Below are 12,180 nucleotides of genomic sequence, written 5' to 3'. Positions count from 1 at the left end.
TTACGTGCGTGTGGCGATGCCGTCCAGGACCATCGACAGGTACTGGCGGGCGATCTCCTCGGGGCTGTGCTGGCCGCCCGGCCGGTACCAGGACGCCGCCACCCACACCGTGTCGCGCACGAAGCGGTAGGTGAGGCGGATGTCCAGGTCGGTGCGGAAGACCCCGTCCGCGACCCCGCGCTCCAGCGTCCCCAGCCACGCCTTCTCGAACTTGACCTGCGAGTCGGAGAGGTAGTGGAAGCGGGGCTGGACCGACAGGGTCCGGGACTCCTTCTGGTAGATGGCGACCGCGGCGCGATGCCGGTCGATCTCCCGGAACGATTCGGTGACGAGGGCCTCGATGGTCTCCCTGGGTCCGAGACCGGCGGCGAGGACGGTGTCGTACCCCTCCCACAGCTCGGTCAGGAAGGCGGAGAGGATCTCGTCGAGCATCGATTCCTTGGAATCGAAGTGGTAGTAGAGGCTGCCGGCGAGCATGCCGGCGGCGTCGGCGATCTTGCGGACGGTGGTGGCGTTGTAGCCCTGCGCGGCGAAGACCTCGGCGGCGGTGTCGAGGAGTTCGCGGCGGCGTTCGGGCGACGCCGTCACCTGGGGCTTCTTCTTGGCCGTCGGTGCGATCGGCTTGTTCGTTGGCACGCGTCCATTCTGGTCCCCCGCCCGCCGGCCATGCGCCGGCCTACGCGTGCTGACTGCTGACCGACACGGTCTCGCCCGTCATGTACGACGAGTAGCCGCTGGCCAGGAACACGATGACGTTGGCCACCTCCCAGGGTTCGGCGTAGCGGCCGAAGGCCTCGCGGGCGGTGAGTTCGGTGAGCAGCTCCTCGCTGGTGACCTTCACCAGGTGCGGGTGCATGGCCAGGCTCGGTGCGACCGCGTTGATCCGTACGCCGAACTCCGCCGCCTCCAGCGCCGCGCAGCGGGTCAGCGCCATCACCCCGGCCTTGGCGGCGGCGTAGTGGGCCTGTCCGGTCTGGGCGCGCCAGCCGATGACGGAGGCGTTGTTGACGATCACCCCGCCCGCCGCGGAGGCCTTCATGGAGCGCATCGCGGCGCGGGTGCAGCGGAAGGTGCCGTTCAGGGTGACGTCGAGGACGCGGGACCACTGGTCGTCGGTCATGTCGACGAGGTTCGCGGTGCCGCCGAGCCCGGCGTTGTTGACGACGAGGTCGAGGCGGCCGTGGAGCCGTTCGGCGAGCGCGAAGAAGGCGGCCACCTGCTCCTCGTCGGTGACGTCGCAGGGCAGGGAGGCGACCCGGTCCGCGCCGAACTCCGCGGCCAGTGCCTCCTCGCTCTCCTTGAGGCGCCGGGCGTGCGCGTCGCCGATGAGGACGCGGGCGCCCTCCTCCAGGAAGCGGCGGGCGGTGGCCCCGCCGATGCCGGCTCCGGCGGCCGCGGTGATCACGGCGGTCCGGCCGGTCAGCAGTCCGTGTCCGGCCACGTACTCGGGTGCGTTGCCGAGCGCGTTCATGCCCGTACCTCCTTGGGAAGGCCGAGGATGCGCTCGGCGACGATGGTGCGCTGGATCTCGTCGGAGCCCGCGTAGATGGTGTCGGAGCGGGAGAAGAGGAAGAGCCGCTGCCAGTCGTCGAGGTCGTACGGATCCCCGTGCGTCCCCGCCGCGAGGAGCGAGGCGGCTCCGCGGACGTCCATGGCGAGTTCGCCGAGGTCACGGTGCCAGCGGGCCCAGTACAGCTTGGCCGTGGACGGGGCGACCCCGGGCCGCAGCGCGGAGGCGCGCATGGTCTCCAGGCCGGTCCAGGCCCGGACGAGCCGGTCGCGGACCAGCGGATCGGCGATCGCGCCGTTGCGCTTCGCCAGCGCGGCCAGGTCTTCGAGTTCGCGGCGGAAGCCGACCTGCTGGCCCAGGGTGGAGACGCCGCGCTCGAAGCCGAGGGTGGCCATGGCGACGGCCCAGCCCTCGCCGGGCGCGCCGACGACGTGGGCGGCGTCGGCGCGGGCCCCGTCGAAGAAGACCTCGTTGAACTCGGAGGTCCCGGTGAGCTGCACGATGGGCCGCACCTCCACCCCGGGCTGGTCCATCGGGACCAGGAGGTAGGAGAGCCCGGCGTGCCGGCGGGAGCCCGGCTCGGTGCGGGCGACGACGAAGCACCACTGCGCCTCGTGGGCCAGGGAGGTCCAGATCTTCTGGCCGTCCACCACCCACGCGCCGTCCGCCAGGGCGGCCCGGGTGCGGATGTTCGCCAGGTCCGAGCCGGCGTCGGGCTCGCTGTAGCCCTGGCACCACAGCTCCTCCACGGCCCGGATGGGCGGCAGGAAGCGCCGCCGCTGCTCCTCGGTGCCGTGGGCGATGAGGGTGGGGCCGAGGAGCTGCTCCCCTATGTGGTTCACGCGCGCGGGCGCGTCGGCCAGCGCGTACTCCTCGTGGAAGGCGATCTGCTGCGCGGTGCTCGCGCCGCGGCCGCCGTACTCGGGGGGCCAGCCCACGCAGGTCCAGCCGTGCGCCGCCATGTGCCGTTCCCACGCGAGGCGTTCGGCGAAGGCCTCGTGCTCCCGGCCGGGTCCGCCGCGGCCCTTGAGGGCGGCGAACTCGCCGGTGAGGTGGGTCCGTAGCCAACTCCGAACCTCGGTGCGGAACTCCTCGACGCTGCTCATGGCCGTACGTTAACCTACCAAACACTTGTTAGGGAAGGATTCAGGGATGCCCGAAGAGACGCCCGACGACACCCCCGTGCTCTACGAGCGCCGCGGCCCGGTCGCGTACGTGACCATGAACCGCCCCCGGTACCGCAACGCCCAGAACAGCGCGATGACCTACGCCCTCGACGACGCCTTCTACCGGGCCGCCGACGATCCCGCGGTCAAGGTCCTCGTCCTGGCCGGGGCCGGCGAGCACTTCTCCGCCGGCCACGACATCGGCACCCCCGGACGCGACGCGCACCTGCCCTTCGAACGCCGGGCCGGCCTGTGGTGGGACCACTCCCAGCGCTCCGGCGCCGAATCCCGCTTCGCCCGCGAATCCGAGGTCTACCTCGGCATGTGCCGGCGCTGGCGCGAACTGCCCAAACCCGTCATCGCCTCCGTCCACGGCGCGTGCGTGGCCGGCGGACTGATGCTCGCCTGGGTCTGCGACCTGATCGTGGCCAGCGAGGACGCCTTCTTCGCCGACCCCGTCGTCCGCATGGGCATCCCCGGCGTCGAGTACTTCGCCCACCCGTGGGCCATGCCCCCGCGCATCGCCAAGGAGTTCCTCTACACCGGCGACCGGATGCCCGCCCGCCGCGCGTACGAGATCGGCATGGTCAACCGGGTCGTCGAGCGCGCCGAACTGGCCGAAGCCACCGACCGGCTCGCCCTGCGGATCGCCGAGATGCCCTCCTTCGGACTCGCCCTCACCAAGCGGGCCGTCAACCAGGCCGAAGACCTCCAGGGCCTGCACACCGGCATGGACTCCGTCTTCGGCCTGCACCACCTCGCGCACGCCCACAACGCCGAGACCGCGGCGGACTCGCTCGGCGGCATGAACCTGTCCGCGATGAAGGAAGCCGCCCTGAAGGAGGCGAACAGCTGATGAACCTGAACCATGCGGCGGACGTGGAGGCCTTCCGGGCCGAGGCGCGCGACTGGCTCGCCGCCCACGTGCCCGCCGCCCCCCTGCCCTCGCTGGAGACCCGCGAGGGCTTCGCCGCCCACCGGGAATGGGAGGCGCTCCTGCACTCCGCCCGCTGGGCGGTGGTGTCCTGGCCCGAGGAGTACGGAGGCCGCGGCGTCGACATCGAGCACTGGCTGGTCTTCGAGGAGGAGTACTGGGCCGCGGGCGCGCCCGGCCGGGTCTCGCAGAACGGCATCAACCTGCTCGCCCCCACCCTCTTCGACCACGCCACCGAAGAACAGCGCGCCCGCGTCCTGCCCTCCATGGCGAGCGGGGAGACGATCTGGGCCCAGGCCTGGTCCGAGCCCGAATCCGGCTCCGACCTCGCTTCCCTGAAGTCCCGCGCCGTGCGCACCGAAGGCGGCTGGCTGCTGACCGGACAGAAGACCTGGTCCTCGCGGGCCGCCTTCGCCGACCGCGCCTTCGGCATCTTCCGCACCGACCCCGAAGCCCCCAAAGCCCACCAGGGACTCACCTACCTGATGTTCGACCTGCACGCCCCCGGGGTCGCGGTGCGGCCCATCGGCCGCCTCGACGGAAAGCCCGCCTTCGCGGAGCTCTTCCTCGACGAGGTCTTCGTCCCCGACGCCGACGTCATCGGCGAGCCCGGACAGGGCTGGCGGATCGCCATGTCCACCACCGGCAACGAACGCGGACTCACCCTGCGCGCCCCCGGCCGCTTCCTCGCCGCCGCCGACCGCCTCGTCGAGCTCTGGCGCAGCCACGGGGACCCTGCCGACACCGCCCTGCGCGACCGGGTCGCCGACGCGGTCGTCGGAGCCCGCGCCTACCAGCTGTTCACCTGGGCCAACGCCTCCCGGTTCGCCGCCGGGGAGACGATCGGCGCCGAGTCCAGCCTGAACAAGGTGTTCTGGTCCCAGTACGACATCGCCCTCCACGAGAGCGCCCTCGACCTGCTCGGCCCCGACGCGGAACTCGCCGACGGGGAATGGGCCGAGCCGTGGATCTTCTCCCTCGCCGGCCCCATCTACGCGGGGACCAACGAGATCCAGCGCGACATCATCGCCGAGCGGCTGCTCGGCCTCCCGAAGGGCCGCCGCTGATGCGCTTCCTGCCGACCGAGGAACAGTCGGACTTCGCCCGCACCCTGCGCGGCCTGCTCGCCGCCTCGGACGTCCCCGCGGCGGTACGGGCCTGGGGCGCCGGCGACCACGCACCGGGCCGGGCCCTGTGGGCCCGGATCGCCGCCACCGGACTGTTCGCCCTCGCGGCCGACGAAGCCCACGAGGGCATGGGCCTGATGCCGCTGGAGATGGCGGCCGGTTTCGTGGAGCTGGGCCGGGCCGGGGTCCCCGGCCCGGTGGTGGAGACGGCCGCCGCGGCCGTCCTCCTGACCCGCCTCGGCGACGAAGCGCTGGGCAAGCGGTTCCTCCCCGCTCTGGCGGCGGGGGAGACCCCGGCCACCCTCACCCTGCCCGGCGGGGGCCCGTACGCCCTGGACGCCGACGCCGCCACCCACCTCTTCACGGTGTCCGGGGCCGGGGAACTCCGGCTGGCCACGGGCGCCGGCCCGCTGCGCACCTCCACCGACCCCGCCCGCCGCCTGGCCCTCCCCGACGCCGGAGGCGAGCTCCTCGCCGCCGGCCCGGCCGTCACCGCGGCGGCCCGCGACGCCGCCGACTGGGCCCGGCTGCTCACCGCCGCCCAGTGCCTCGGCACCGGCGAGGCCCTCCTCGCGCGCACGGTGGAGTACGCGAAGCAGCGCACCCAGTTCGCCGTGCCGATCGGCGGCTTCCAGGCGGTCAAGCACCGCCTCGCCGACACCCTGCTCGGCCTGGAGTTCGCCCGGCCCCTGCTCTGGGCGGCCGCGCTCTCCCTGAACCCCGGGGAGGTCGCGGCGTCCAAGCTGACCGCGGGCGAAGCGGCGTACGCGGCCGCCATGACCGCGCTCCAGCTGCACGGCGCCGTCGGCTACACCGAGGAACTCGACCTCTCCCTGTGGCTGCGCAAGGCCCGCCCGCTGCGCGACGCCTGGGGAAGCCCCGCGCAGTGCCGGGCGGCGGTGCTCCGGGAACGGCTGCGGTAGGAGGCCGCCACCGCGCACCGGGCCGTCTCAGACGACGGCCACGCCGACGCTCACCACGTAGGGCTCCTCCACCGTTCCCTCCGGGAAGAGCGGGCTCAGCCGCTCCCGCTCGGCGTCCAGGAACTCCCGGGTCCCCGCCTCGCCCAGCAGCAGGAACGCCGAGTGGCTGGCCAGGTTCGCCAGGTGCGCCTCCAGCGGGATCCGCCGGGACCACGGGACGGTCCGCGTGGTGAAAGCGGAGTCCAGGCCGCGCGGGAGCGTGCGGTAACCCAGGGCCTGGGCGCTCCCGCCGACCGCGCCGGCCCCGCCCACGACCGCGCCGCCCGGGCCGTCCGCCCCGAAGAAGGCGCGGATCCGCTCGCCCTGCGCCGCGACCCAGCCGGCCGACTCGTCCAGGTCGTTCCACCAGATCGCCAGCGCCCCGCCGGGCCTCAGCACCCGGCGGGCCTCGGGCACGGAGTGCGCCGGATCCGTCCAGTGCCAGGCCTGGGCGTACGTCAGGAAGTCGAAGGCGGCCCCGGCCAGCGGAAGCCGGTTCCCGTCCCCGCGCACGACCTGGATCCCCGGCCGGGTGCGCCGGAACTCCGCCGCCATCCCGTCCCCGGGCTCCACCGCCACCACCTCGGCCCCCCGGGCGCGCATCGGCGCCGTCCCGATCCCGGTGCCCGCGCCCACGTCGGCGACCCGGGCCCCGGCGAAGCGGCGCCCGGCCAGCTCCTCGACCGCGTCGTACAGGGTCTCGGGATAGCCGGGCCGGTGCCGCCCGTAGAGGGCGGCGGCACTGTCGAAGGACCGGGCCCGGGAGCGGGGAGACGTCCGAGACGTCCGAGTCGTCCGAGTAGTCGTCATGCTGTCCATTCTTTTCGCTGCCGCCCGTCCGGGCCAGACCCCGTGGCCGCCCGCCGGGAAGACGCGGCTACGCGGCGCGGACCAGCCCCGCCTCGTGGGCGAGGATCGCGGCCTGGGTCCGGTTCGAGAGGTCGAGCTGCGTCAGGATCCGCGAGACGTACGTCTTCACGCTCGCGGGGGACAGGTGCAGCGCCTGCGCTATCTGAAGGTTCGTCCGGCCCTCGCCGACCAGCGCGAGGACGTCCCGCTCGCCGGGGGACAGCGTGGAGAGCTGCTCCGTGTGATCGGGCGCCCCGGTACGGGTGTCCGCCCGTTCCAGCAGCACCCGCATCACCCCGGGCGCCAGGGCGCTGCCGCCCGCCGCGACCGTGCGGACGGCCGCGAAGAGCTCCTCGGGGCGCAGGTCCTTCAGCAGGAACCCGGCCGCTCCGGCCCGCAGCGCGTCCAGGACCAGGTCGTCCGCCGTGTAGCCGGTGAGGACGAGCACGCGCGGCGGGTCCGGCAGCCGCAGTAGCTGCACGGTGGCCTCCATGCCGTCGACCTTCGGCATGACCAGGTCCATCAGCACCACGTCCGGCCGGTAGGTGCGGGCCAGCGGCACGGCCTCGGCCCCGTCGCCGGCCTCCGCGACCACCTCGATGCCGGGCGCGCTCGCGAGCAGGGTCACCAGGCCCGACCGTATGAGGCTCTGGTCGTCGACCACCATCACGCGGATCGTCATGTGACCCACCTCCCCTGAATCCCCGTGTGATTGCGGACATTACCGGCATAGAGGGACTTAAGGCCCGCCAACCCTCCCTCCCCCGTCCCCTTTTGGTGTCCTGCTTGTCCTCTTTCGGCGACTTCGGGGACCCCCCGTTCTCCCGGACGGTGGTGACCGAGGCCGAACGCACCGGCGCTTCACCCGGCGCACCGGCCTCCGTACACGTCCCCGAAGTCAGGAACTCCGCATGTCTTTCCCGTCTGCCCGTACCCTCGCCGGTCTCGTTGTCGCCGGTATCGCCGCACCCGCCGCCGTGGGTCTCGTGGCACAGCCCGCGTCCGCCGCGTCGGTCGGCACGTGGGACAAGGTCGCCCGGTGCGAGTCCACCAACGACTGGAGCATCGACACCGGCAACGGCTACTACGGCGGGCTGCAGTTCTCCTCCGGCACGTGGGCGGAGTTCGGCGGCCGGCAGTACGCCCCCCAGGCCAACCAGGCCACCAAGGCGCAGCAGATCGCCGTCGCCGAGAAGGTCCTGGCGACCCAGGGCCCCGGCGCCTGGCCCTCCTGCGGCAAGCTCGCCGGCCTCCAGCGCGGCGGCCCGGCCCCCGAGGCCCCCGCCCGGGGCGCCGGCACCCCGACCGCGCACCAGAAGGCCGACGCGGCCCCGGCCGCCCCGAAGAGCCGGGGCGCGCACACCTACACCGTCGCCGCCGGAGACACCCTCGGCACCATCGGCTCCGAACTGGGCGTCAGCTGGCAGAGCCTCTACTCCGCGAACCGCTCGGTGATCGGGTCCGACCCGGACGTGATCTTCCCGGGCCAGCGCCTCGCGTACGGCTCCAGCTCGGGCGGCGCCGCCCAGGCCGCGCCGAAGCCCTCCGGCCCGTCGGGCTCCTCGGAGTCCTCCGGCTCCTCCCGGAGCGGCTCCAGCGGCGCCGAGGGCGTACTGCCCGTCTCCGGCGGCAGCGTCTCCGCGCGCTACCACCAGGCGGGCGGCTGGGCCGCCGGCTACCACACCGGCATCGACTTCGCGGTGTCCACCGGCACCCCGGTCCGGGCCGCCGCCGCCGGCACCGTCGTCTCCTCCGGCTGGCAGGGTGCGTACGGCAACGCCGTGGTCATCAAGCACGACGACGGCCGCTACACCCTCTCCGCCCACCTCTCCTCGGCGACCGCCTCCGCGGGCGAGCGCGTCTCCGCCGGCGAGCGGATCGGCCGCTCCGGCAACACCGGCAACTCCACCGGCCCGCACCTCCACTTCGAGGTCCGCTCCAGCAACAGCTACGGCGCCGACGTCAACCCGGTCACCTGGCTGAACGGCCACGGCGTCTCCCTGTAAGCGACCCGGCTCACCGCGGGCCGGTTCCGTCACGGGCCGGTTCACCACGGGCCGGTTCGCCCGGTGCCCCCAGAACACGTCCCCCCGGGATGCCCCTTCGGCGGAAGAAGGGCAACCTGGGGGGACGTTTTGGCATGTTCTGCGCACTTCTGTGCGCCGATGGGGGGAGTGGAGTCATGCAGGCCGTGCCCGGTCGCGCCGGACAGCTGCTGGAACGGGGTCTGCGCACCCTGACGGGGGAGAGCGGCGGGGCACCCGACCCCGTGCGCGCCCGCCGCACCGACATCTGGCTCGCCCTGGTCTGCGGACTGCTCACCACCCTCAACCTCCACGACGTCCACCGCTTCGGCTTCGTCACCGACTACCCCACGAGCCTGGCCGTCGGCTGGCTCGCCGCGCTCTCCCTGCTCTGGCGCCGCTCCCACCCCTGGATCCCGGCCCTCGCGGCCACCGCGGCCACCCTCGTCTCCGACGACCGCGGCCCCCTCGTCTTCGCCGGCTACGCCCTGGCCGCGTACGGCCGCACCCACCGCTGGGGCGGGATCCTGCTGATGGCCGTCGTCTACGCCGCCACCCGCGACGTGATCCTGCCGCTCGGGTACGCGGGGCGCGACCCCGCCTCCTTCGTCCTCGGCTCCATCCTCGTGCCCGCCCTCTACGGGGAGACCGTGCGCCGCAACCGGCACGTCATGGCCGCGCTGCGCGAGCGGGCCCGCCAGGCCCACGCCGCCGTGGACCAGGCGGCCGACCTGGCCGTCGTCCAGGAACGCACCCGTTTGGCCCAGCGCACCCACGACGGACTCGGCCACCGCCTCACCGCCCTCACGATGCAGGCCGCCGCCCTGCGCCTGGACGCGGAGGCCGACCCCCGGGTCCGGGAGGCCGCTGGAGCCGTGGAGGAGTCGGCGCGCGCCGCGATGGCCGAGGTCAGGGAGGTGCTGGACATGCTGACCGACCCCGCGGGCAGCCGCGCGTACACCACCCCCGTGGACGTGGGCCGCTTCCTCGGCTCCCTGGCCCGGAACATGCGCGCCACCGGCATGGAGATCACCCACCACACCCAGCCCGGCCTGGGCCCCTTCCCGGCGGCCGACGGGCGCCTGCTGCTGCGCATAGCCCGCGAGGGCCTCACCAACGCGGCGAAGTACGCCCCCGGCTCCGCCGTCCGGATGAATCTGTACGCCGAGGACGGGGAGGTCCGCCTCGACGTGGTCAACACCGCCCCGGAGGGGGAACGGATCGTCCTGGACTCCGGCGGCATGGGCATTCCGGGGCTGCGGCGCGCCCTCACGGAGGTCGGCGGGAAGCTGCGCGCCGGATCCACCCAGGACGGAGGTCACATGCTCTCGGCGACACTCCCCGACCGACGTGTGCTAGCTTAGAGCTCGTTGCAGTTGTGGTACCCATGAACTTTATGTGCGCCTGACGGGAATGCTCCGACAGGCGCTTTTATTGTTTTGCCGGAATCTCCGGATGGGGCCCTTTGCCGCCTATTCAGGAGATTCAAAAATGGCACTTGGCACCGTGAAGTGGTTCAACTCGGAAAAGGGCTTCGGCTTCATCGAGCAGGACGGTGGCGGCCCGGACGTCTTCGCCCACTACTCGAACATCGCCACCCAGGGCTTCCGTGAGCTCAACGAGGGCCAGCGCGTGTCCTTCGACGTCACCCAGGGCCAGAAGGGCCCCCAGGCGGAGAACATCCTCCCCGCCTAAGGCAGTCAGCACGCCGGGGTCCGCACCGAGTAGGTGCGGGCCCCGGCTTGTCTGCTGTTTCGAACCAATTGTTTTACCTGCCGGTTTCAGGAGGGCTTTCTCGCATGACCAGCTCCAGCTCCGCACGACCCAGCCGCCGCCCCACCCGGGGTCGAGGTGCGGCCCAGGGACGTCCGAAGGCTGGCGCGGGACGGCAGAAGTCCGCCCCCGTGGCCAGGCCCCAAGAATTCACCATGCCCGAACCGCTGACCCCGGCCCTGCCGCCGGTGGACGCGTTCGAGGACATGGACATGCCCGAGGCGCTGCTGAAGACCCTCGCCGCCCAGGGCGTCACCCAGCCGTTCCCGATCCAGGCCGCGACCATCCCGAACTCGCTGGTCGGCCGTGACCTGCTCGGCCGCGGCCGTACCGGCTCCGGCAAGACGCTGGCCTTCGGCCTGGCCCTGCTGGCCCGCACCGCCGGCCGCCGCGCGCAGCCGAAGCAGCCGCTCGCGCTGGTCCTCGTACCGACCCGCGAGCTCGCGCAGCAGGTCACCGACGCCATGGCCCCGTACGCCACGGCCGTCAACCTGCGGATCACCACCGTCGTCGGCGGCATGTCGATCAACCGGCAGTCCGGCGCCCTGCGCCGCGGCGCCGAGGTGCTCGTCGCCACCCCCGGCCGCCTGAAGGACCTCATCGACCGCGGTGACGCCGACCTCTCCCAGGTCTCCATCACCGTCCTCGACGAGGCCGACCAGATGACCGACATGGGCTTCATGCCGCAGGTCACCGCCCTGCTCAAGCAGGTCCAGCCCGACGGCCAGACCATGCTGTTCTCGGCGACCCTCGACAAGAACATCGACAAACTCGTCAAGATGTTCCTCACCGACCCGGTCGCCTTCTCCGTCGACCCGTCCGCCGGTGCGGTCAGCACGATGGAGCACCACGTCCTGTACGTCATGGACGAGACCGACAAGAAGGCCGTGGCCACGCGCATAGCCGCTCGCGACGGCCGGGTGATCATGTTCGTCGACACCAAGCGCGGAGTCGACCGCATGGTCAAGAAGCTCCTCGCCGACGGCGTCCGCGCCTCCGGTCTGCACGGCGGCCGCTCGCAGCCGCAGCGCAACCGGACCCTCGACTGGTTCAAGACCGGCGAGGTCACCGCGCTGGTCGCCACCAACGTGGCCGCCCGCGGCATCCACATCGACGACCTCGACCTCGTCGTCAACGTGGACCCGCCGACCGACCACAAGGACTACCTGCACCGCGGCGGCCGTACCGCCCGCGCCGGCGAGTCCGGCAGCGTCGTCACCCTGGTCCTGCCGGACCAGAAGCGAGACATGACCCGTCTGATGTCGGACGCCGGGATCTCCCCGCGCACCGCGCAGATCAAGTCCTCCGACGAGGAGCTCGCCCGCATCACCGGCGCCAAGGAGCCCTCGGGCATCCCGGTCGTCATGGAGGTGCCGCAGGCCACCCCGCCGCGTCAGCGTTCCACCGGCCAGGCAGGCGGGGGCTCGGGCTCCGGCGCGCGCCGCCGCTCGGGCGGACCGCGTACGGGCGCCGGCACGGGTGCGGCTCCGGCCGTCGGGGGCGGCCGCGGCCGTCGCACCGGTGGCGGCGCCGCCGGGCAGGCTCCGGCCTCCGGCTCCGGCCAGGCCCGCCGCGGCCAGGGCGGACAGGGCGGCTCCACGGGCGGTTCCGGCGAGCGCGGCCGGCGGACCGGCGGGGCCCCCGCCGGTGGCGCGGCCGCCGCTTCGGCCCGCAGCCGCGTGGGTGGCGCCGGCCAGGGCCGCCGCCGCTCCGCCTGATCCGGAGCACCACGTACGAAACCACTGCCCCGAACTCCGTCCCGGCGGCGCTCTGGGAATTCACCTGGAACGGCTTCGACCCGGCCGAGGGGGCCCGGCACACCTACGACCTCTGCT

At 73.2% G+C, this 12,180-nt stretch carries 12 protein-coding genes; 7 read left to right on the top strand and 5 right to left on the bottom strand.

Features of this window, described 5'->3' with window-relative positions; all coding sequences use genetic code 11:
- Genes ACWCP2_RS30185 through ACWCP2_RS30175 form a run of 3 tightly spaced genes read right to left on the bottom strand, consistent with a single transcriptional unit; the run spans position 1 to position 2,616 of the window.
- On the bottom strand, positions 1-636 hold the full coding sequence (locus tag ACWCP2_RS30185; RefSeq protein WP_450911726.1) for a TetR/AcrR family transcriptional regulator: 636 nt from the start codon (positions 634-636) through the stop codon (positions 1-3).
- Between the two features lie 40 nt (positions 637-676).
- The gene (locus ACWCP2_RS30180) at positions 677-1,471 is read right to left on the bottom strand and encodes an SDR family oxidoreductase (RefSeq protein WP_450911725.1); all 795 of its coding nucleotides are present in this window, start codon (positions 1,469-1,471) and stop codon (positions 677-679) included.
- Positions 1,468-2,616, bottom strand: coding sequence for an acyl-CoA dehydrogenase family protein (locus ACWCP2_RS30175; protein WP_450911724.1), 1,149 nt, complete (start codon positions 2,614-2,616; stop codon positions 1,468-1,470). Before ACWCP2_RS30175 ends, ACWCP2_RS30180 begins: the two co-directional genes overlap by 4 nt.
- Before the next feature lie 46 nt (positions 2,617-2,662).
- Between ACWCP2_RS30175 and ACWCP2_RS30170 the strand changes: the two genes are divergently transcribed.
- Genes ACWCP2_RS30170 through ACWCP2_RS30160 form a run of 3 tightly spaced genes read left to right on the top strand, consistent with a single transcriptional unit; the run spans position 2,663 to position 5,660 of the window.
- Positions 2,663-3,532, top strand: coding sequence for an enoyl-CoA hydratase (locus tag ACWCP2_RS30170; protein WP_450911723.1), 870 nt, complete (start codon positions 2,663-2,665; stop codon positions 3,530-3,532).
- A complete protein-coding gene (locus tag ACWCP2_RS30165; RefSeq protein ID WP_450911722.1) occupies positions 3,532-4,677 on the top strand; it encodes an acyl-CoA dehydrogenase family protein in 1,146 nt (381 codons plus the stop codon). The genes ACWCP2_RS30170 and ACWCP2_RS30165 overlap by 1 nt, the downstream gene beginning before the upstream one ends.
- Positions 4,677-5,660 (top strand): acyl-CoA dehydrogenase family protein, encoded by a 984-nt coding sequence (locus ACWCP2_RS30160; RefSeq protein WP_450911721.1) that lies wholly within the window; start codon positions 4,677-4,679, stop codon positions 5,658-5,660. The genes ACWCP2_RS30165 and ACWCP2_RS30160 overlap by 1 nt, the downstream gene beginning before the upstream one ends.
- 27 nt (positions 5,661-5,687) lie before the next feature.
- On the opposite strand, the gene ACWCP2_RS30155 is transcribed toward ACWCP2_RS30160, so the two are convergent.
- Together ACWCP2_RS30155 and ACWCP2_RS30150 are read right to left on the bottom strand one after the other, a co-directional pair.
- Positions 5,688-6,509, bottom strand: coding sequence for a class I SAM-dependent methyltransferase (locus ACWCP2_RS30155; protein ID WP_450911720.1), 822 nt, complete (start codon positions 6,507-6,509; stop codon positions 5,688-5,690).
- Between the two features lie 67 nt (positions 6,510-6,576).
- Positions 6,577-7,230, bottom strand: coding sequence for a response regulator transcription factor (locus tag ACWCP2_RS30150; protein ID WP_450911719.1), 654 nt, complete (start codon positions 7,228-7,230; stop codon positions 6,577-6,579).
- A gap of 229 nt (positions 7,231-7,459) precedes the next feature.
- On the opposite strand from ACWCP2_RS30150, the gene ACWCP2_RS30145 reads away from it, so the two are divergent.
- The 4 genes from ACWCP2_RS30145 to ACWCP2_RS30130 all read left to right on the top strand — a co-directional run bounded on the left by ACWCP2_RS30145 (position 7,460) and on the right by ACWCP2_RS30130 (position 12,063).
- The gene (locus tag ACWCP2_RS30145) at positions 7,460-8,554 is read left to right on the top strand and encodes a peptidoglycan DD-metalloendopeptidase family protein (protein WP_450911718.1); all 1,095 of its coding nucleotides are present in this window, start codon (positions 7,460-7,462) and stop codon (positions 8,552-8,554) included.
- Between the two features lie 176 nt (positions 8,555-8,730).
- Positions 8,731-9,936, top strand: coding sequence for a sensor histidine kinase (locus tag ACWCP2_RS30140; protein ID WP_450911717.1), 1,206 nt, complete (start codon positions 8,731-8,733; stop codon positions 9,934-9,936).
- Positions 9,937-10,063: 127 nt separating this feature from the next.
- Positions 10,064-10,267, top strand: a complete 204-nt coding sequence (locus tag ACWCP2_RS30135) for a cold-shock protein (RefSeq protein ID WP_112447913.1) — start codon at positions 10,064-10,066, stop codon at positions 10,265-10,267.
- Positions 10,268-10,371: 104 nt separating this feature from the next.
- A complete protein-coding gene (locus ACWCP2_RS30130; RefSeq protein ID WP_450911716.1) occupies positions 10,372-12,063 on the top strand; it encodes a DEAD/DEAH box helicase in 1,692 nt (563 codons plus the stop codon).
- Positions 12,064-12,180 lie beyond the last annotated feature (117 nt).

This window comes from Streptomyces sp. NPDC002104 (assembly GCF_053593795.1).
Note: the sequence above shows the minus strand (reverse complement) of the source record. Positions and strands in the feature narration are given on the sequence as shown.

What these genes read in the sequence shown, in the direction of transcription:
- ACWCP2_RS30180 (WP_450911725.1), bottom strand. Translation starts at nt 1,471, where the DNA reads ATGAACGCGCTCGGCAACGCACCCGAGTACGTGGCCGGACACGGACTG.
- ACWCP2_RS30175 (WP_450911724.1), bottom strand. Translation starts at nt 2,616, where the DNA reads ATGAGCAGCGTCGAGGAGTTCCGCACCGAGGTTCGGAGTTGGCTACGG.
- ACWCP2_RS30170 (WP_450911723.1), top strand. Translation starts at nt 2,663, where the DNA reads ATGCCCGAAGAGACGCCCGACGACACCCCCGTGCTCTACGAGCGCCGC.
- ACWCP2_RS30165 (WP_450911722.1), top strand. Translation starts at nt 3,532, where the DNA reads ATGAACCTGAACCATGCGGCGGACGTGGAGGCCTTCCGGGCCGAGGCG.
- ACWCP2_RS30160 (WP_450911721.1), top strand. Translation starts at nt 4,677, where the DNA reads ATGCGCTTCCTGCCGACCGAGGAACAGTCGGACTTCGCCCGCACCCTG.
- ACWCP2_RS30155 (WP_450911720.1), bottom strand. Translation starts at nt 6,509, where the DNA reads ATGACGACTACTCGGACGACTCGGACGTCTCGGACGTCTCCCCGCTCC.
- ACWCP2_RS30150 (WP_450911719.1), bottom strand. Translation starts at nt 7,230, where the DNA reads ATGACGATCCGCGTGATGGTGGTCGACGACCAGAGCCTCATACGGTCG.
- ACWCP2_RS30145 (WP_450911718.1), top strand. Translation starts at nt 7,460, where the DNA reads ATGTCTTTCCCGTCTGCCCGTACCCTCGCCGGTCTCGTTGTCGCCGGT.
- ACWCP2_RS30140 (WP_450911717.1), top strand. Translation starts at nt 8,731, where the DNA reads ATGCAGGCCGTGCCCGGTCGCGCCGGACAGCTGCTGGAACGGGGTCTG.
- ACWCP2_RS30135 (WP_112447913.1), top strand. Translation starts at nt 10,064, where the DNA reads ATGGCACTTGGCACCGTGAAGTGGTTCAACTCGGAAAAGGGCTTCGGC.
- ACWCP2_RS30130 (WP_450911716.1), top strand. Translation starts at nt 10,372, where the DNA reads ATGACCAGCTCCAGCTCCGCACGACCCAGCCGCCGCCCCACCCGGGGT.